We start from the raw sequence: 18,036 nt of genomic DNA, 5'->3' as shown, positions 1-18,036 counted from the left end.
CATGAGCATGGACCGCGTAGCCTGGAGCTCGCTGTACAACATCACTACCGCCAAGAGTGGCTCGAAGCCGTTCTCAAAGGAAACCCTGAAGCGGGTCATGGCTTTTGCCGCGCCGCATAAGGGCAAGCTCATTGCCTTCGTGATCGCTTCCATTGCGGGTGCTTTCCTGGCTGTCGCTACTCCGGTGCTCGCCGGCCAGGTGGTGGATGCCATCATCGCCAACGCCGGCGTGGGCACGGTGATCTGGTTGGCCGTCCTGATCGCCATCGTCGCCGTGGGTGAAGCCGGTGTGGGCTTGTTGACCCGCTGGCTGTCTTCCATCATTGGCGAGGGTGTCATTGTGGACCTCCGCACGCGCGTGTTCGATCACGTGCAGCGCATGCCCATCGCGTTCTTCACCAGGACGCGGACCGGTGCCTTGGTCAGCCGCCTGAACAACGACGTCATCGGAGCGCAGTCGGCCTTCGCCGGCACGCTGTCCGGCGTGGTCAGCAATGTGGTGGCTTTGGTCCTGACACTTGTGGTCATGTTGAACACCTCTTGGCTGGTGACCGTGCTGGCCATGGTGTTGCTGCCGATCTTCCTGATTCCGGCCCGGCGGATGGGCTCCAAGCTGGCGGACCTCCGCCGCGAAGCTGCCGCGCACAACGCTGCCATGGGCACGCAGATGACGGAGAGGTTCTCCGCCCCGGGCGCCACGCTGGTGAAGTTGTTCGGTCGCCCGGATGAGGAATCCCGCGAGTTCGCTGATCGGGCCGGCCGCGTCCGGGATATCGGAATCCGGACTGCCATGCTGCAGTTCACGTTTGTCACCGCCCTGACCTTGGTGTCGGCGCTGGCTTTGGCCTTGGTTTATGGACTGGGCGGTTGGTTGGCAATCGGCGGGCAGCTGGCACCCGGTGACGTGGTGGTTCTCGCTCTCCTCCTGACACGGCTCTACGCTCCACTGACAGCGCTGTCCAATGCCCGCGTGGAAATCATGAGTGCCTTGGTCAGCTTCGAGCGGGTGTTCGAAATTCTGGACCTCAAGCCGCTCATCACCGAGAAGCCGGACGCCGTGGCAGTTCCGGCCGGGCCTGTTGCCGTGGAATTCGACGACGTCCGCTTCTCCTACCCCTCCGCCGAGAAGGTGTCACTGGCTTCCCTTGAGGACGTTGCGACCCTGGATACCCGTGGCGGCGAGGAAGTCCTGCACGGAGTCAGCTTCAGGGTGGAACCGGGGCAGACTGTTGCCCTGGTGGGTTCCTCCGGTGCCGGTAAGTCCACGGTGGCCCAGCTGCTCTCGCGCTTGTACGACGTGGACTCCGGCTCCGTGCGCCTCGGCGGGCAAAAACCCGGAACGGGCGTGGACGTCCGCGATCTCGGCTTCGATTCCCTGCGCGACACCATGGGCATGGTGACCCAGGACGGCCACCTCTTCCACGAAACCATCGCCTCCAACCTGCGTCTCGCCCGGCCGGACGCTACCGAAGATGACATGTGGGACGTGCTCCGGCGGGCGCGCTTGGAACCGATGATCCGGTCCTTGCCGGATGGCCTGGAAACCGTGGTGGGGGAGCGCGGCTACCGGCTCTCCGGCGGTGAACGCCAACGGCTCACCATCGCGCGCCTGCTCATCAAACAGCCGCGCGTTGTGATCCTCGATGAAGCCACTGCAGCTTTGGATTCCACCAACGAAGCCGCCGTCCAAGCGGCCTTGGGCGAGGCACTCGAGGGGCGTACCGCCGTCGTGATTGCCCACCGGTTGTCCACCATCCGTGCGGCGGACGCCATCCTGGTGGTTGAGGACGGCCGGATCGTGGAGCGTGGCACGCACATTGAGCTGCTCGCCGCGGATGGACGATACGCCGAGCTGTATCAGACCCAATTCGCGGAAGCTTCGGCGGTGGCCCAGGAAGCGGTTCCGGAGCTCTAGCCCTGTAGCTACTTGGGCGGGGCCAGCGCTGGAAGTACGTGGTCCGTCAGCAGCGGTGCCAGGTCGGCGGGAAGCGGCGCCTCGAGGTCGAGCCAGCGAATCTCCGCGATCTCCGCCGAAGGGTGCGCCTCCCACGTTCCGGGTGCAGTGAAGACGGTGGCCTCGATGTTCGTCGCTGCCTCGTTGGCCGCCACAGCCAGCCACACGCCGAGCGGCTCGAGGTGGTCCGGTGCCACGTCAATGCCGACTTCCTCCAGGAGCTCCCGGGAAGCGGCCTCCGCGGCGGTCTCGCCAGGCTCTGGCTTGCCGCCAGGGTGCATGAACTTGTCCGTGCCGCGTTTGCGGACGGTCAGCAGCTGGCCTTCTTCGTTGTAGACGCAGACGGCGCTCACGATGATCAGGTCCGTGTCGGTTCCACTCATGGTTGCCTCCCGGCTTCGATGCGGAGCAAATGCGATTCAAGCAGCAGATTCTTGGCGGGCCCACGGACATCCCAGGTGAAGCTGAACGAGTCGGGCCCCTCATAGGCGTACTTGACGCGGTAATCGTCGGGGTCGCACCAGTGTTCGTCGTGGTTGCCCTGCCCAGCGAAGCTCATCACATGGAAGGGCCTGCCGTCGGGGAAGAACACATCCATCGACTCCGGCCCGGCGCCCGGTTTCAGGAGGTATTCGCGGTATGCCGGACCCGAATGGGTAGGCCAGTGCATGGTTCCGTCTTCGCGGTAGTCCAGGCCGCCGTCGGGGTTCCGGGTGTAGCGCACGACGCCGGTAAAGGTTCCGTTGGTGCCGGCGGTCCTGTCCAAGAGAGTCCGCTCCACAAGCCAGCTGCCGGCCAGGTAGGCCTGCAAGTCCTGGGTGGGTTGCTGGTGGTTCAAGTGCCCTCGATTGGAATCGAACCAACGACACCGGCTTTAGGAGAGCCGTGCTCTATCCACTGAGCTACGAGGGCCTGTGTGTCCATGGCACTAAATCCCACTGCTGGAGCTCGAGGGCCCGGACACGACTACAAGCATACAAGCTGCCGGGGCGCTGCCCGAACACCGCTAGGCTGGCGTTCATGAAAGGGCACGCGACTGCACCGGCGCCAGCCGGATCGTTCCTACCGGATGTCCGTAGCGTCAGGGCGAACATCGGAGGGTGGGCGCAGCTGAGCGTGGTCCAATACTTCGTTGCCGAGGCCGCGGTGATCGAGGCCTGGGCAGGTCCCGAGCCTTACAGCAGGGCCACAGGATTCATCAGTGACCTCGGAGCAATTTCCTGCGGGATCTACGAGGACAGGGCGGTTTGCTCGCCGTTGCACTGGCTGATGAATGCCTCGTTCGTGGTGCAGGGCTTGGCACTCATCCTGGGTGCGGTGTTCCTGACGGCCGGGCTCTTGAGCGTGGCGGCGCGGCCCGGCGTGACGGCCCGGCGTTTTCGAGCAGTTCAAGGCGGCTCTCCCCAGACCCGGGTCTTGACCGTTCCCTGGATATTGGCTGTTGCCATCCGGATCCTTACCGGTGTTGCCGGAGTGGGAACGGTAATAGTGGGTCTGGTTCCCGAAGACGTGGGCTCGCCCTGGCACTTTGCCGGTGCGCTGATGTTCTTCATCGCCGGAGGGTTTGCCCTCCTGCTCCTGGGGATCCTGTGGTGGCGTCAGACGCCCGTGAGTTGGTTCCTGGCCGCCTGCGGACTCATGTGCATCGGGGCTCTCATCATTGGCGCAATCACCGGGATGGAGGTGCCGCAGCCAGGGTTGCTCGAGCGGCTCATGGGCTACCCGGTGACCGTCGGCCTTGCGGCGGCCGGCCTGGTGATCGCCCAGCGCGTCCACACCGAACGGAGGGGGCTCAGGGCCGGCTGAGACCTCCCGCACCCCTTGCCGCCGGCTTTGCGCCCTTTCGCCCAAGGAACACTGCCAGCATGCCGCACAGGAGACTGATCAGGAACAGCACCCACGACGCGACGGTGACCGCGGATGCCAGCGCCACCGAACCGGCGTCGGGCGTTTCCGCAGCCAGCACGGAATCAATGGCGACGTTGGACCACAGGTGGGCCACAGCGAACAGCAGGGGAGCAGCCCACATGGCCCACCGCCACGATTTTCGCGCCACATTTGTGCCAATCAGCAGGAGCCAGCTGAAGCCGAAGATCAGCGGAAACAGGGTGCCGGCGGTCTTGTGGACGTAGTTAAGCTGGCCGCGCGCCGAATCGTCCATGGCATCACGCAGCTGGGAAACGTAGTCCTGTGAGAAGCCGCCAATCAGCGAATCAGGCATCGCCAGGCCGTCCGAGAGCTGCGTCATCTGGTTCAGGGTGAGCAAGTGCAAGTACCAAAACAGGAACAGGCTGGCCACGACGCCCGCGATCACGATGAGCTTGGAGTTGCTCTGCGCCTTTTGCGGGGTACGCTGCGTGGTGGTGTTGATCACGGGAGGCGCCGAGTGATCGGGAACCACTGCTTTTGCTCCGTGCTTCTTAATGCGCTGGGCTGGGGTCTTGGCCATGTCATTCATTATCCCGCCACATAAGCTGGATCCATGACCACCGGCAGGCACACCGCAACTGAACTCGATCCTTCACTCGATGACTACCAACTGGCCAGCGCCCTGGTCCGCGAGGCAGGCCAACTGGCGCTGCTCATGCGGATGGGCGGTCTGCAAGGCGAACGCAAGACGTCGGTGTCCGACGTCGTCACTGCAGCCGATCACGCAGCTGAGGCTTACGTCCTGGAACAGTTGCGCCGCTGCCGTCCGGAAGACGGCATCCTCGGCGAGGAAGGCGCCTCCGTAGCCGGAACGAGCGGCAGGACCTGGGTGATCGACCCCGTTGACGGCACCTACAACTTCCTGCACGGCTCCACGTACTGGTGCTCGGCCATTGCCCTCAAACGTGACGATTCAGATCATGGAGGCAACCCGATTGCTGATCCGGACGTACTGCTCGGGGCCGTCTACCAGCCCGAACTGGACAAGCTTTGGCTCGGAGGGGAGGAGCGCCCGGCAACCCTGAACGGCGAACCTCTTTCCGGTTCCGGCGACCCGTCGGTCACCGAAATCTGCGCAGCCACGTATATCCACCCCACGTGGCTGGCTGACCCCAGGACAGCGATGCCGTGGCACGCAGCCGCCATCTCCGCCGCGTCGCTGCGTATGTTCGGCTCAGGCTCGTGCGACCTCGGACGTGTCGCCGATGGCGAACTCGGGTGCTGGTTCCAGCACAGTTGTCCTGAATGGGACTGGCTGCCCGGGAAGGCGATCGTACGCGCTGCTGGCGGGGACACCGCCGTCGTGCAGGTCAACGGATTCAACTGGTTCCTGGCGGGAGGCCCGACGGCGGTACGCGAGTTGAGCGCCGCCCTTACCTCTGTTCCACAGTTTGCGTAGCATCCACTGCTGCTGACTGCGGCGCCTTATTGTGTCAGGGGCACCGCCTAGACTGGTAGGCACCATGGATATGTTGTTTGACCCCTACGCAGACGGACCCTTCAAAGCAGGCACCAAAGCCGCAGTCAAGGCTGCCCCGGAGCTTTCCCATTCCGGCGGAGGCGCATCCGGCCCCCGCCTCCAGGAGGGATCGGGCGGGTCAGGGAACGCTCCCCAAGCTCCGGTCTCAGGAGGATGGGGAAACCAGGGCACCCACGGGTTGCCTACCGCTGAAGCTCTTCTCCAAGGGCTGAATCCACAGCAGGAAGAGGCCGTGAAGCATGCCGGGAGCCCCTTGCTGATCGTTGCTGGTGCAGGATCCGGCAAGACCCGTGTACTGAGTAACCGGATCGCCTACCTCATTGCCACCAAGCGTGCGCATCACGGCGAAATCCTGGCCATCACCTTCACCAACAAGGCAGCGGCGGAAATGCGGGAACGCATCGAAGCCCTGGTGGGCGCCCGTGCCAAAGGCATGTGGATTTCCACGTTCCACTCGTCCTGCGTGCGCATCCTGCGCCGCGAAGCTGCCAACGTTGGCCTGAATTCCAACTTCTCCATCTACGACTCCTCGGATTCGCTGCGCCTCATTACACTCGTGGCCAAGAATCTGGACCTGGATCCCAAGAAGTTCGCGCCCAAGGCCATCCAGCACAAGATCTCGGCGCTCAAGAACGAGCTCATTGATGCCGACTCCTACGCTTCCTCGGCAAACCACAACGACCCCTTCGAGCAAGCCGTGGCCGAGGTGTTCAAGGGCTACACGCAGCGTCTCCGGCAAGCCAACGCCATGGACTTCGATGACCTCATCGCGGAAACCGTCTTCATGTTCCGGGCCTTCCCGGCGCTCGCGGAGTCCTACCGACGCCGCTTCCGGCACGTATTGGTTGACGAGTACCAGGACACCAACCACGCCCAGTACGCCTTGGTCAGGGAAATCGTGGGCCTGGGAACGGGCACGGACGTGGAACCAAGCGAACTCACTGTGGTGGGCGACTCGGACCAGTCCATCTATGCCTTCCGTGGTGCGGACATCCGCAACATCGTGGAATTCGAAGCCGACTATCCCAATGCCCGTACCATCAAGCTCGAGCAGAACTACCGCTCCACGCAGAACATCCTCAGCGCCGCCAACTCCGTGATTTCCCGCAATCCCAACCGCCAGGAAAAGCGCTTGTGGACCGCCGAAGGCGATGGCGAGAAGATTGTCGGCTATGTGGGGGAGAACGAGCACGACGAAGCCCAATTCATCGCCAAGGAAATCGACCGCCTGCAGGACGAGGAAGGCTTGCGTCCCGGCGACGTCGCCATCTTCTACCGGACCAACGCGCAGTCACGCTCCATTGAAGATGTGCTGGTCCGGGTCGGCCTGCCCTACAAAGTGGTGGGCGGCACGCGCTTCTACGAGCGCAAGGAAATCAAAGACGCCCTGGCGTACCTGCGAGTCCTGGTGAACCCGGACGACGACGTCAACCTCCGCAGGGTACTGAACGAACCCAAACGCGGGATCGGCGACCGTGCTGAGGGCGCGGTGGCTGCCTTGGCCGAGCGGGAGCGCACGTCCTTCATGGCCGCTGCACGCCGCGCCGACCAAGCGCCCGGTATGGCCACCCGCTCCATCAACGCCGTCCTGGGTTTCGTAAAGCTGCTCGACGACCTCGCCGAGGTGGCATCCGGCTCGGGTGCTGCCGCTGCCTTGGAGGCAGTCCTTGAACAGACCGGTTACCTGGCGGGGCTGCGCGCCAGCAACGACCCCCAAGACGAATCCCGTGTGGAGAACCTCGCGGAACTGGTAGCCGTGGTTCGGGAATACGAGCGCGACAACCCGGACGGAACCCTCGGCGAGTTCCTGGAGCAGGTCTCCCTGGTGGCCGACGCCGACCAGATCCCGGACGCCCCGGGGGCGGACATCGACGCCGCCGTTGCAGAGGCCAAGCGCATGGGCGTTGTCACGCTGATGACGCTGCACACAGCCAAGGGCTTGGAGTTCCCGGTAGTGTTCCTCACCGGCATGGAGCACGGTATTTTCCCGCACCAGCGCTCGGCGACGGATCCGAAGGAGCTCGCGGAAGAACGCCGCCTGGCCTACGTGGGCCTCACCCGGGCGCGCAAGCGCCTCTATGTCACGCGCTCCGAGGTCCGCAGCATGTGGGGCCAGAGCCAGTACAACCCCGCCAGCCAGTTCCTGGAAGAAATCCCCTCCGAACTAGTGGAGTGGAAACGCGAAGGAATGAGCCGACAGGCCGCGGGTGGTTGGGGGAGCGCCCCTATCGGGTCCAACCGCTACGGTGGTTCGTTCTGGGGTGCGGGCACATCCCGCGGTGCTGCCGCGAGCCCCACCGCAGGGTTCGACGCCGACGTCCCTGCCGCCGTCGTACGCAATAGGGTTCAGCCGCAAAAGGAAGTCATCTCCGTGGTGGTGGGGGACAAGGTCAACCACACAAGCTTCGGTAACGGAGTAGTGCTGGGCATCGAAGGCTCGGGGGACAAGACGGTTGCGAAGGTGAAGTTCGACGTCGGCGAGAAGCGACTGCTTTTGCGGTACGCGCCCCTGACCAAGCTCGATGCGTGAACCGCACGGCATAATGAGGGGCATGCGTCGGACTGTTTGGGGGATCCTGACCGCCTTGATCATGGTGCTGGCGGCGGGATGCTCCTTCGCCACCAAAGATCCTGACTATGTGCCTCCGGCTCCGTTGCCGCCGCTGGAGCAGCTCCAACAGGTTCCCGTCACTGAACAGACCACCCTGTCCACGGGTGAGGACGTAACCGCGTTCGTCACGGCTGACAAGAATATCGTGTGCGCCATGACATCCGCCCGGGGCGGGCACCTTAACCTGCCCTACGAGGCCAACTCCTACTCGGACGCTGCCAACAACAAGTTCGCGGTAGTCCCTGTGGCGCACTGTGAGCTCGCGAGGTACGCCAAGCCGGAGCCCGGCGACGTTGCTGAAGACTGCGCGGGGATTGGCTTCGGCTACCTTGGCGGGACAGTTCTCCTGACTCCCGAGAAGGCGGTCTATGGCTCATGTCGTTCCGGCGTAACACAAATGGAGTCTGAGTTCGGGCCGAAGGGCAGTCGCGAGGGGCCCATCTCCAAGCTCCGGGAGTTGGCGGAGGGGCAGAACATCGAGCGTAACGGCCTCCGGTGTTCGGCGTACAACGGCGGCGTCGCCTGCGGAAACGTCTCGGCTGGCGTGGCTTTCTTCGTGAGCCGCGAGGGATACCAGCTGATTTCCGACGGCGGAAAATCGGTCCGCGGGAACCTGAAACAAGCGTCCTGACTCCGCTTGGACAGCCTCCGGACAGGCCAAAAACCGCGTCATTATGCGGTTTTTCTACATCCCATAGAAGTGTAAGGTTACTCACTTAACGGGTAGTGTGTAGCTGGCGGGACTCCTCAAAGGGCTAAAGTTCCGAGAGGACCTTACGCAATGTGACCGGCTTCAATCCCGGTTGTTTACCGCGTACTTTCCGCAGCTGGCTATCGCGGTCATCGCGGTTCCCGGCTGAACAGAAAACTACTTCGACGTAGAAGGACACTAAACCGTGGACCTGTTTGAATATCAGGCGCGCGATATGTTCGAGGCGCACGGTGTACCCGTGCTCGCCGGCATCGTGGCGCACACTCCTGAAGAAGCGAAGGCAGCTGCCGAGAAGATCGGCGGCGTAACTGTCGTAAAGGCACAGGTTAAGGTCGGTGGCCGCGGCAAGGCTGGCGGCGTCAAGGTCGCCAAGACCGCCGAAGAGGCGCTTGAGCACTCCACCAACATCCTGGGCATGGACATCAAGGGCCACACCGTCAACAAGGTGATGATCGCCCAGGGTGCTGACATCGCCGAGGAATTCTACTTCTCGGTCCTCCTGGACCGCGCCAACCGCAACTACCTGGCCATGTGCTCGGTAGAAGGCGGCATGGAAATCGAGCAGCTTGCAGTCGAGCGTCCCGAGGCCCTGGCCAAGATCGCCATCGACCCCGCTGTGGGCATCGACCAGGCCAAAGCTGACGAGATCGTCGCAGCTGCAGGTTTCGCTGAAGAACTGCGCGGCAAGGTGGCCGATGTCATTCTGAAGCTCTGGGACGTTTTCAAGAAGGAAGACGCAACCCTGGTTGAGGTCAACCCGCTGGTCCGCACCGGCGCCGGCGAGATCGTTGCCCTCGACGGCAAGGTCTCCCTGGACGAGAACGCTGACTTCCGTCACGTCCACCACGCACACCTGGAGGACAAGGACGCAGCTGACCCGCTGGAGGCCAAGGCCAAGGCGCAGGACCTCAACTACGTGAAGCTGGACGGCGAAGTCGGCATCATCGGCAACGGCGCCGGTCTTGTGATGTCCACCCTCGACGTCGTTGCTTACGCCGGCGAGAACCACGGCAACGTGAAGCCTGCCAACTTCCTTGACATCGGTGGTGGAGCATCCGCTGAGGTCATGGCCAACGGTCTGGACGTCATCCTGGGTGACTCCCAGGTCAAGAGCGTGTTCGTGAACGTCTTCGGTGGCATCACCGCTTGTGACGCGGTTGCCAAGGGCATCGTCGGTGCACTGGCTGAGCTCGGTTCCTCCGCGAACAAGCCGCTGGTCGTTCGCCTCGACGGCAACAACGTTGAGGAAGGCCGCCGCATCCTGACCGAGGCCAACCACCCGCTGGTTACCCTGGCCGCCACCATGGACGAGGGCGCCGACAAGGCCGCCGAGCTCGCCAACGCAGCTAAGTAAAGGGACGCGACAATGTCTATCTACCTCAACAAAGACTCCAAGGTCATCGTTCAGGGCATCACCGGCGGCGAGGGCACCAAGCACACCGCCCTGATGCTCAAGGCCGGCACCAACATTGTTGGTGGCGTCAACGCCCGCAAGGCCGGCACCACGGTCCTGCACGGCGACAAGGAAATCAGCGTCTTCGGCACCGTCAAGGAAGCCATCGCTGAAACCGGCGCAGACGTCTCCATCGTCTTCGTTCCCCCGGCATTCACCAAGGACGCCGTGGTCGAAGCAATCGAAGCCGGCATCGGCCTCGTCGTTGTCATCACCGAAGGCGTTCCGGTTCAGGACTCCGCCGAATTCTGGGCACTCGCCCAGTCCAAGGTGGATGCCGACGGCAAGCAGATCACCCGCATCATCGGACCGAACTGCCCCGGCATCATCACACCCGGCGAAGCCCTGGTTGGCATCACCCCGGCGAACATCACGGGCAAGGGCCCCATCGGCCTCGTGTCCAAGTCCGGTACCTTGACGTACCAGATGATGTACGAACTCCGCGACCTCGGCTTCTCCACAGCGATCGGCATCGGTGGCGACCCCGTCATCGGCACCACGCACATCGACGCCCTGGCTGCGTTCGAAGCTGACCCCGAGACCAAGGCAATCGTCATGATCGGTGAAATCGGTGGCGACGCTGAGGAGCGCGCCGCTGACTTCATCAAGGCCAACGTCACCAAGCCGGTTGTCGGCTACGTTGCCGGCTTCACCGCTCCCGAGGGCAAGACCATGGGCCACGCAGGTGCCATCGTTTCCGGTTCCGCCGGTACGGCCCAGGCCAAGAAGGAAGCTCTTGAAGCGGCCGGCGTGAAGGTCGGCAAGACGCCGTCCGAGACCGCCAAGCTGCTGCGCGAAGTGTACGCAACGCTCTAGGTTCGCTGCCGAAAGGCACAACCAGCACGACGACGGCCCGGCGCCTTCCCCACGGAAGGTACCGGGCCGTCGTCGTTCTTTAAACCGACGTAGCTGACGCGGGCCGAAGAGTCTGGGGGAAAACTCCGACCCGCGCCAGGTCCATGGGGCTGGCTAGGCGATGATCTTCATACCTTGCCAACCGGTGCCGAGGCTGATGGGAGGTACGGTGCTGAAAGCTCCGCTGCCATTGCCTGGATACAGCCACAGGGTGTCTCCGATGCGGCCTACGACGTCATTTTTCCCATCGCCATCCAAGTCTCGGGGCCCGGCTATCGATGTTCGGTTGTCCCAACCCGTGGAGATCTGTTTCCATTGCAACCATCCGCGGGTTCCGTTGCCAGGGTAGAGCCAGAGGGCGCCTGTGTCCGAGCGTCGCGCCAGCACGTCTCCCTTACCATCTCCATTAAAGTCCCCCGTGCTGAAGATTGCATTCATAATATTCCAGCCGGATCCAATGGTGGTGGGTGTCCGCTGACCGCCGGTTCCATTGCCTTCGTATAGGCGCAACTCTCCGGAGCTGAGCCGGCCCATGAAGTCAGGAATACCGTCGCCGCTGAAGTCTCCGGGGGAGAACAGCTGGCTCATGGTGCTCCAGCCGGTGCTGACCTGTACCCGGGCTCCGAAACTTCCAGCGCCGTTGCCCGGGTAGAACCACAGGACGTCACCAGCGCGGGCCAGAAGGTCCGGTTTACCGTCCCTGTTGAAGTCTCCGGGAGTAATCGCCTCGTTGACGCTTGACCATGCCGGTGCCGCGAGGGCTACTTGCCGCGGAAGGAGGCCGCCTGCGCCGTCACCTGGGTGCAGATACAGGTTGCCGGCGGTATCGGACGCAAGGACATCGGCCTTGCCGTCGCCGTTGTAGTCATGGGCCGACGGCGGTCCGGCTGCAGGCACGGTGTACGTCTGGGTGCTCACGGCCGAGGTGTTGCCGGCTGTGTCCACCCCGATGTATTTGAGGACCAGTGTGGCGCTCCCCATGACGATCGGGGCTGTGTACCTGGTGTTCGTGGCTGATTCCGTTGCCGTCGGCGTGCTGCCATCGGTGGTGTAGTAGATTGCCGCCCCGGGTTCATTCGCCGAAAGGGTGATGCTCGCCCCGCTGGCAAGTGCACGGCTGGTGGGATTGGCGCTCACTACGGGAGCGGTGGTGTCCGGCGGGACCGTATACGTCTGGGTAACGACGTCGGAGACGTTTCCGGCGGGATCCGTGGCGAAGTACTTCAGTGTCATTGGAGCCGTACCCGGGAATGAAATCGGTGTGGAGTACACCAATCCGGCCGCCAGCGGGTCACTACCATCCGTGGTGTATTTGATCACCGAGTTGGCTTCGTTGACCGTGAGGGTGATGGTGGTGCCGGGAGCGTAGGCACCGCCCACTGGGTTGGCCGTCACCACGGGTTTGGTCACGTCCGGGCCAGTGGAGTACGTCTGGGTGACTACGGCGGATGGGTTGTTCGCGGTGTCTACGGCGAAGTACTTCAGGGTCAGCGGGCCATTCACAGTGATGGGGGTGGAGTACTTGCTGCTGGCAGTGGTGGGCGTAGTTCCATCCACCGTGTAGTAAATGGTGGCTGGCTCATTTACGGCCAGGGTTACCTTTTGCCCGATGTCGTAGGTGCCGCCCGCCGGGGTAGCTGTCACCACGGGGGCAACAACGTCAGCGGTGATGTGTGCTTCGAATTCGGCCAGGCCCACGCTGGTGGTGGAGCCGCTGACCGAGCTGATGTTGAAGCGCACGGAGCTGACCGTTCTGGCAGGAAAATTCACTGTCAGGCCCGAGCCGTTGTTCGGCAAAGCGGCAACCGGGACTGTGCTGCCATCAGAGAAGGTGAGATTGCCGCCGGTTACCTGGTCACTTGGGAGCGGGCGGTCAAAGAGCGTCACGGCGTTGATGGTCCGCGCGGGGGAGAAATTGTATTGGATCCAACTTCCGGCTTTGCCTCCGTTGGTGACCCACTCGCGGTTGGCGTCCATGGGGGTGCCCCAGGCGTACCCGTCGCGTGCCTTCTCCGGACTTTGTGCCGAGGCCCGTTGGGATGACGCGGTCACCGTGGTTCCCGCCGATTTCGCTGCGTTGCCGGTCCACTCGATAGCTGTAATGTACTGCCGTTTGAGCCAGTCGCTGTAGGGCACGTCCGGGCAGATGTCCCCGCACAGGAACTCGTCGAACTCGGCAAAGTGCCTGAAGATGTTGACCTTGCTGGTGAGTTCGGCGCCCGTGACGTTTTGTGCGTACTCATCGATGACATACGCATCGTACGCGGATGAGGTATGCGGTCCGGTGTAGGCGCGGGTGGCCAGCTGCCCGAACTTTGCCGCGGCCCAGTGGTCGCTGTGGTCATAGGGGGTGGTGAAATTGCCTGTCCAGTCCTGAGTACGGAACGTGGTGGGTTTGTAGTTGGACACCAGCCGGTTCAACACGTTTTGGAGCAGCGATTTTGAGTATGTAGCCGATCCATCCACAGGACGGATGGAAGAGATGCGCCCGTCCCACAACTTCAGGATGCTCTGGCCATTGAAGCGGCTGCTGCCATTACCGTTGGGAAAGCCATCCGGAAGCCGAAGGAAAACCACCGAGATATTCGGCGCTGCGTTGAGCGTGTGCACGGTGACCGGGCGCTCTGGAACGCCGGCGTCAGAAGCTGTCCATGCGTTGGCGACCCCCGCCATGAGGGCGTAGCTGGACCGGATCCCGTCCTCGAGGCCGGCCCAATAGGACTGGCCTTCTCCGGCGTCACCCGCCGTGAGGTAGATCGTCTGGACGCAACGCTTTGCCTGGACATCCCGCATGAAGTCCGGGCTGATGAAGATCAGGTCGTCGTCGGTGTGAGCGACGATTTGCTGGGCGCCGCCGGTCCCCGGACAAGGAGGTACCGCTGCTGAGGCGGGCGTGGCGAAACCGACGACGAGAGAAGAAAGGGCAACAGCGAGGCCAAGCAGGAATCCAAGGATTCGCTTGGAGAAGCAACGCGTGCTGAAGAGGGGTAAACGAGTATGACGACGCATGTATTTTGGACGGTCCACAACCATGCTCCTTGAGCAGATGTTGGGCCCCCCAGCCGGCAAACTTACGACGCCGCCAGGACGTCATTTTGAACGGACTACGCACTGCCCCGGCATCAGCGGTGTGAAAGCGGTGCAGTGAGCGCTACTGTACTCCTGTCGATGGGCCGTGGGTAGGGTTCCGGCAAACGGCTACAAAATTCTTGAAGGGCTTCAACCGCTCGGCATCGGGCAGCTGGGACGCCTCCGGATGCCATTGGACCGAGACCACCCACCGCGAAGGGTCTTCCAAAGCTTCCACAGTTCCGTCGTCCGCGACGGCAGTGACCAGGAGCCCTTCGCCCACGCGCATCACTGCCTGGTGGTGTCCGGAGGCGATCTTGATGGTGCTCCCATCAGGGGAACCATACAGCGCTGCAGTCTTCGAACCGGCGGTGAGGAGCACATCATGCCATGCCCACTCGCTGGATGTGGGATCATGCGGATCCAAACCGTTATGGTTCACCGCCGATGGCGCCATGTCCTGAATCAGTGTTCCTCCGTAAAGGACATTCAGCAGCTGATGACCGCGGCAGACGCCCAGCAACGGCAGCCCGGCGTCGATGGTTGCCCGGGCCACATCCATGTCCAAGTGATCCTGCTCAGGGTTCACATCGTAAAGGGACTCGTCGGGGTCCTGCCCATAGAGCCGGGGGTTGATGTCGCCGCCTCCCGGCAGCAGCACGCCGTCGAGCGTTTGCATCTCGGTGGCCAACCGTCCGGCGCTGTCAGCAGAAACCGGGGTCAGCAGCACAGGCTGTGCGCCCGCCTCGCGCAACAGATCCACGATGTACGTAAAGAGCTCGTTGGCTTCACCCACACGGGCGTCAGGGGCGTCCGAACTGCTGAGACGGACCGGGACGCCGATACGCGGACGAACAACTTCTGAACTCTTCATGCTTCATGATGCACCGGATCAATGCCCCGCACACAAACGGCTGCCCCACTACGCTGAAACCATGAATCGCTCCGGAGCTTTGAACCCGAGTCCGCGAACGCTCGACGTCGAAAGCGTGGTCCACTTCCACCGGCTGGTTAGCGCAGGAGCCGGGTCCATGAACGGCTGGCACGCGCAGTCATTGGATCTTCGGGGCCACTCACGGGACCTCAAAGCGCTGGACCCCCAAGGCGCGATCTTCCTGGGATGCACTTTCGACGACGGTGTGGAGGAAAGCCTTCGCCGGCGGGGAGCACTCATCTTCCCCAAGCTTCACAACGTGCCGTTCAACCCCTACCGAAGCGGGGTTTACACAGCCAGGGAACTCTATGAGAACATCTCCTCCACAGAGTACGAATCCACGCTCGATGCCCGGGTTTACCAGTGGAGCATCCTCCCCGGGCAACGGGGCAGCATCGACGCAACCCTCGCTGCAGCCCTTCACGATCACGCAATCGGCGATGCCTTGGACGAATTGCTGGACCACGGCGCACTCTCCGGGACCAAGCTGGTGGGCGTCATGGGCGGACACGCCGCGCAGCGCGGCACCGGGGAATTCTCCGACGCCGCGCAACTGGGACGCTTGCTCGCCCAAGCCGGCTTCACGGTCGCCACGGGCGGGGGGCCTGGCGCAATGGAAGCCGCCAACCTTGGCGCCTACTTGAGCGGACTGCCCGACGCCGACGCCACGGACGCGCTTGAGGCGCTCGCAGCGGTACCGGGGTTCAGGCCCTCCGTGACGGCTTGGGCACGGCAAGCAGCCGCCGTCGTCGAACGTTATCCCGGCGGCACCCCGACACTCGGTATCCCAACATGGTTCTACGGGCATGAGCCGCCAAATCTATTCGCCACCCACATCGCCAAGTACTTCGCCAACGCTGTCCGGGAAGCTATCCTGCAGGAGCTCTGCAACGGCGGGATCGTGTTCCTCCCGGGTGCGGCAGGAACAGTGCAGGAAATCTTCCAGGACGCGTGCGAGAACTACTACGGAGCCCCGGAGACCATCACGCCCATGGTGCTGGTGGGACGGGACCACTGGGAACGTACGTTCCCCGCCTGGCCCATGCTGCAGAGCCTCGCAGCGGGAAAGCCCATGGCGGACAGGATCTACTTGGTGGATACGGTGGAGGACGCGCTCGCGGTGGTTGCCGGGTAGGCCCTCAGAAGTCCTTGCTGCAAGGGCCTGTGCCCAGCCGGGCCAGTCCGGTCCGGTCGCCCGGAGCGTATCCGCGTACCCAGGAAGCTTCATCGAACATCAGTTGCCGGGGATCGTCCACGTGGTCCAGGCCAAGGAGATGCCCCAGCTCATGCATGATGACAGCTACGCCGATCTCATCTCCGCTGGGAGCGTCCACAATCTCCGCGAATTGCGGGGCATCCAAGGACACCGTGCCTGTCACGTAGGCCTTGTAACCGTTGCTGAGGCCAATGGAGGAGCTTCCGCCCAGGCCCACGGTCTGCCCGGTAAGGCGTGGCACCTGCTCCGGTGTGCTCCACGCAATGAGGACAGGTGCCCAGCGGTCCCCATACCTTTCGGGTTGGTATCCGGACCTGTTGGGAGAGGGGACTTCGGAACTGGGGCCGTCGTAGATGAACTTCAGCCCCGTGGCCGCACCGGCCTGACTCACGGCTTGGTCCACCAGGGGCTGCCAAGAGGGCGGCGCGAGGTCCGAGTTCACCACGTAGTGGATGGGCCTGCACGGCGAATAGGCCAGGGGGGTTCCGTCTTCCTTGACGGCCAGGAATTTGTACGAGGAACTGGTGCGGTCCAGCGGCGCCGGCGTTCCCAGTGGAGTGTCGGCTTCCTCGAGTCCGGGGAACGGTTCCTGGCGCTGACCGAACGGTACCAGCCCGGGCCGGGGTGCCTGGCTTTGCGTGGCGGATGATCCGTAGAGGAGCTGGTGGAGTTCGCCGCTGAAGTAAGCTCCCGCGCACACCAGACCGAGGACGCCGAACAAGAACAGGATGGCCGCGATGCTGCTGTGCTTGATCGGTGGCCTGACCGGAGGCGGATCAGGTGGGCGCGGAGTATGGGGAAGGAAATTGGGACGAGGGGGATCGGGGTCCGGCCACTTGGGCGACCCGTAAGGTTCCATGGAACCCCCTGACGTGGCGGCTGCGACGGGAAGTGGGGCGCCGCCGTCGGCCGTATTCGTCAGCATAAGTCCCACTCCGCCGGGAGTCCATGCCGAAAGTGCTTGAAGCGTGAAAGGTTTAGATGTCCTTGCGGCAGGGCGCCGAGGCAAGGAGGTGCAGGCCATTCAGGTCGCCCGCAGCGAGTCCGTCGGGGGCCCCGATTTCCGGGTACATGAGTTGGATCGGATCATCCACGTGGTCCAGGCCCATCACGTGGCCCAGTTCGTGTTGCATGACTGCCAGGACGTAATCGGCCCCGCCGGGACTGGCGAGCAGCTCTGTTACCTGCGGAGTGTCCAGCTCCAAGCTCCCGGTGATGTAGCTTTTGGGGCCCTTGTTGAGGGAGTACATGGTGCTGCCTCCGGTGCCGATCACGTTGTCGGCCAGCGCCGGTGCTTCCACGGGCGTGGTCCACGAGATCAGCAGGGGAGCCCACCGGTCGCCGTATTTGGACGGCTGGTAGGGTTCACGCCGGTCTACCGGTAGCTCGTCCGTGGTGCCATCGTTGACGAACTGAATGCCGGAAGCAGCGGAAACGTTCGCCAGGGCAGTGGCCAACAGGGCGTCGGAGCCTACAGGTGCGGACGCGTTGTTTACTACGTAGTGCAGCGGGCGGCAGGGCGAGTAACCCACCGGGGTGCCGTCGTCGTTTGTGGCTAGGAACTTGTACGAATCGTTGGTGGTCCCGGGCGCCGGTGGGGAGGCGAGCGGGGCGTCCGCCTCCTCAAGTCCAGGAGGTGGTGCGTCAAGGGCGCGCGCCGGTTCGTCTTCACCCGCCCCGTACTGCGGGGCGCCCGGAACGCTCACGCCCGGGAACAGTGCGGTGACGCGCGGATCGCCCTGCAGGAATCCACTCACCAGAACGGCGACGACGGCGGCAATGCCAGCCATGAGGACGCCGCGGAGAACACGCACGGCTGTTCC

Annotated in this window: 15 protein-coding genes and 1 tRNA gene; 8 read left to right on the top strand and 8 right to left on the bottom strand. The window is 63.4% G+C overall.

The features are described from left to right. Position 1 precedes the first annotated feature (1 nt). Entirely contained in the window at positions 2–1,915 is a 1,914-nt protein-coding gene (locus tag AC0J5Z_RS18515) for an ABC transporter ATP-binding protein (protein ID WP_475035233.1), read from the top strand. Between the two features lie 8 nt (positions 1,916–1,923). Here AC0J5Z_RS18515 and AC0J5Z_RS18510 read toward each other — a convergent pair whose 3' ends face one another. The 3 genes from AC0J5Z_RS18510 to AC0J5Z_RS18500 form a co-directional block, all read right to left on the bottom strand. Then, positions 1,924–2,337, bottom strand: a complete 414-nt coding sequence (locus AC0J5Z_RS18510; protein ID WP_475035231.1) for an NUDIX hydrolase — start codon at positions 2,335–2,337, stop codon at positions 1,924–1,926. After that, positions 2,334–2,792 carry a DUF6314 family protein gene (locus AC0J5Z_RS18505; RefSeq protein ID WP_475035229.1) on the bottom strand — a complete coding sequence of 153 codons (459 nt, stop codon included), beginning with the start codon at positions 2,790–2,792 and terminating at the stop codon, positions 2,334–2,336. The genes AC0J5Z_RS18510 and AC0J5Z_RS18505 overlap by 4 nt, the downstream gene beginning before the upstream one ends. Position 2,793: 1 nt before the next feature. After that, a tRNA-Arg gene (locus AC0J5Z_RS18500) sits at positions 2,794–2,866 on the bottom strand. A gap of 108 nt (positions 2,867–2,974) precedes the next feature. On the opposite strand from AC0J5Z_RS18500, the gene AC0J5Z_RS18495 reads away from it, so the two are divergent. Continuing rightward, positions 2,975–3,760, top strand: a complete 786-nt coding sequence (locus AC0J5Z_RS18495; RefSeq protein WP_475035227.1) for a DUF998 domain-containing protein — start codon at positions 2,975–2,977, stop codon at positions 3,758–3,760. On the opposite strand, the gene AC0J5Z_RS18490 is transcribed toward AC0J5Z_RS18495, so the two are convergent. Further along, positions 3,747–4,403 (bottom strand): hypothetical protein, encoded by a 657-nt coding sequence (locus AC0J5Z_RS18490; protein WP_475035225.1) that lies wholly within the window; start codon positions 4,401–4,403, stop codon positions 3,747–3,749. The two genes, AC0J5Z_RS18495 and AC0J5Z_RS18490, sit on opposite strands and share 14 nt — an antisense overlap. A 33-nt stretch (positions 4,404–4,436) precedes the next feature. Between AC0J5Z_RS18490 and AC0J5Z_RS18485 the strand changes: the two genes are divergently transcribed. The 5 genes from AC0J5Z_RS18485 to sucD all read left to right on the top strand — a co-directional run bounded on the left by AC0J5Z_RS18485 (position 4,437) and on the right by sucD (position 10,955). After that, on the top strand, positions 4,437–5,282 hold the full coding sequence (locus AC0J5Z_RS18485) for an inositol monophosphatase family protein (RefSeq protein ID WP_475035222.1): 846 nt from the start codon (positions 4,437–4,439) through the stop codon (positions 5,280–5,282). 64 nt (positions 5,283–5,346) lie between these two features. After that, the gene (pcrA, locus tag AC0J5Z_RS18480; RefSeq protein ID WP_475035220.1) at positions 5,347–7,893 is read left to right on the top strand and encodes a DNA helicase PcrA; all 2,547 of its coding nucleotides are present in this window, start codon (positions 5,347–5,349) and stop codon (positions 7,891–7,893) included. Between the two features lie 13 nt (positions 7,894–7,906). Continuing rightward, the gene (locus tag AC0J5Z_RS18475; protein ID WP_475039778.1) at positions 7,907–8,605 is read left to right on the top strand and encodes a hypothetical protein; all 699 of its coding nucleotides are present in this window, start codon (positions 7,907–7,909) and stop codon (positions 8,603–8,605) included. A 265-nt stretch (positions 8,606–8,870) separates the two neighbouring features. After that, positions 8,871–10,040, top strand: coding sequence for an ADP-forming succinate--CoA ligase subunit beta (gene sucC, locus AC0J5Z_RS18470; RefSeq protein ID WP_011773779.1), 1,170 nt, complete (start codon positions 8,871–8,873; stop codon positions 10,038–10,040). A gap of 12 nt (positions 10,041–10,052) precedes the next feature. Next, positions 10,053–10,955 carry a succinate--CoA ligase subunit alpha gene (gene sucD, locus AC0J5Z_RS18465; RefSeq protein ID WP_475035218.1) on the top strand — a complete coding sequence of 301 codons (903 nt, stop codon included), beginning with the start codon at positions 10,053–10,055 and terminating at the stop codon, positions 10,953–10,955. Positions 10,956–11,108: 153 nt separating this feature from the next. Here sucD and AC0J5Z_RS18460 read toward each other — a convergent pair whose 3' ends face one another. Together AC0J5Z_RS18460 and AC0J5Z_RS18455 are read right to left on the bottom strand one after the other, a co-directional pair. After that, positions 11,109–14,027 carry a chitobiase/beta-hexosaminidase C-terminal domain-containing protein gene (locus AC0J5Z_RS18460; protein WP_475035216.1) on the bottom strand — a complete coding sequence of 973 codons (2,919 nt, stop codon included), beginning with the start codon at positions 14,025–14,027 and terminating at the stop codon, positions 11,109–11,111. A 118-nt stretch (positions 14,028–14,145) separates the two neighbouring features. Then, positions 14,146–14,937: a gamma-glutamyl-gamma-aminobutyrate hydrolase family protein gene (locus tag AC0J5Z_RS18455; RefSeq protein WP_475035213.1), complete on the bottom strand. Its 792-nt coding sequence runs from the start codon at positions 14,935–14,937 to the stop codon at positions 14,146–14,148. Between the two features lie 61 nt (positions 14,938–14,998). On the opposite strand from AC0J5Z_RS18455, the gene AC0J5Z_RS18450 reads away from it, so the two are divergent. Further along, entirely contained in the window at positions 14,999–16,132 is a 1,134-nt protein-coding gene (locus AC0J5Z_RS18450) for an LOG family protein (protein WP_475035211.1), read from the top strand. A gap of 4 nt (positions 16,133–16,136) precedes the next feature. On the opposite strand, the gene AC0J5Z_RS18445 is transcribed toward AC0J5Z_RS18450, so the two are convergent. Further along, positions 16,137–17,138 carry a matrixin family metalloprotease gene (locus AC0J5Z_RS18445; RefSeq protein WP_475035209.1) on the bottom strand — a complete coding sequence of 334 codons (1,002 nt, stop codon included), beginning with the start codon at positions 17,136–17,138 and terminating at the stop codon, positions 16,137–16,139. 52 nt (positions 17,139–17,190) lie between these two features. After that, complete coding sequence (locus tag AC0J5Z_RS18440) at positions 17,191–18,027, bottom strand: matrixin family metalloprotease (RefSeq protein ID WP_475035207.1); 837 nt, start codon at positions 18,025–18,027, stop codon at positions 17,191–17,193. Between the last annotated feature and the right edge of the window lie 9 nt (positions 18,028–18,036).

The sequence above is a fragment of the Paenarthrobacter sp. TRD_SC_7 genome (genome assembly GCF_056156245.1).
The sequence above is the reverse complement of the archived record's forward strand: the minus strand, read 5'-3'. Positions and strand labels throughout refer to the sequence as shown.

Bases quoted from the DNA above. Each gene is read 5' to 3' on its own strand.
- AC0J5Z_RS18515 (WP_475035233.1), top strand. From the start codon at position 2: ATGAGCATGGACCGCGTAGCCTGGAGCTCGCTGTACAACATCACTACC.
- AC0J5Z_RS18510 (WP_475035231.1), bottom strand. From the start codon at position 2,337: ATGAGTGGAACCGACACGGACCTGATCATCGTGAGCGCCGTCTGCGTC.
- AC0J5Z_RS18495 (WP_475035227.1), top strand. From the start codon at position 2,975: ATGAAAGGGCACGCGACTGCACCGGCGCCAGCCGGATCGTTCCTACCG.
- AC0J5Z_RS18490 (WP_475035225.1), bottom strand. From the start codon at position 4,403: ATGGCCAAGACCCCAGCCCAGCGCATTAAGAAGCACGGAGCAAAAGCA.
- AC0J5Z_RS18485 (WP_475035222.1), top strand. From the start codon at position 4,437: ATGACCACCGGCAGGCACACCGCAACTGAACTCGATCCTTCACTCGAT.
- pcrA (WP_475035220.1), top strand. From the start codon at position 5,347: ATGGATATGTTGTTTGACCCCTACGCAGACGGACCCTTCAAAGCAGGC.
- AC0J5Z_RS18475 (WP_475039778.1), top strand. From the start codon at position 7,907: ATGAGGGGCATGCGTCGGACTGTTTGGGGGATCCTGACCGCCTTGATC.
- sucD (WP_475035218.1), top strand. From the start codon at position 10,053: ATGTCTATCTACCTCAACAAAGACTCCAAGGTCATCGTTCAGGGCATC.
- AC0J5Z_RS18460 (WP_475035216.1), bottom strand. From the start codon at position 14,027: ATGGTTGTGGACCGTCCAAAATACATGCGTCGTCATACTCGTTTACCC.
- AC0J5Z_RS18455 (WP_475035213.1), bottom strand. From the start codon at position 14,937: ATGAAGAGTTCAGAAGTTGTTCGTCCGCGTATCGGCGTCCCGGTCCGT.
- AC0J5Z_RS18450 (WP_475035211.1), top strand. From the start codon at position 14,999: ATGAATCGCTCCGGAGCTTTGAACCCGAGTCCGCGAACGCTCGACGTC.
- AC0J5Z_RS18445 (WP_475035209.1), bottom strand. From the start codon at position 17,138: ATGCTGACGAATACGGCCGACGGCGGCGCCCCACTTCCCGTCGCAGCC.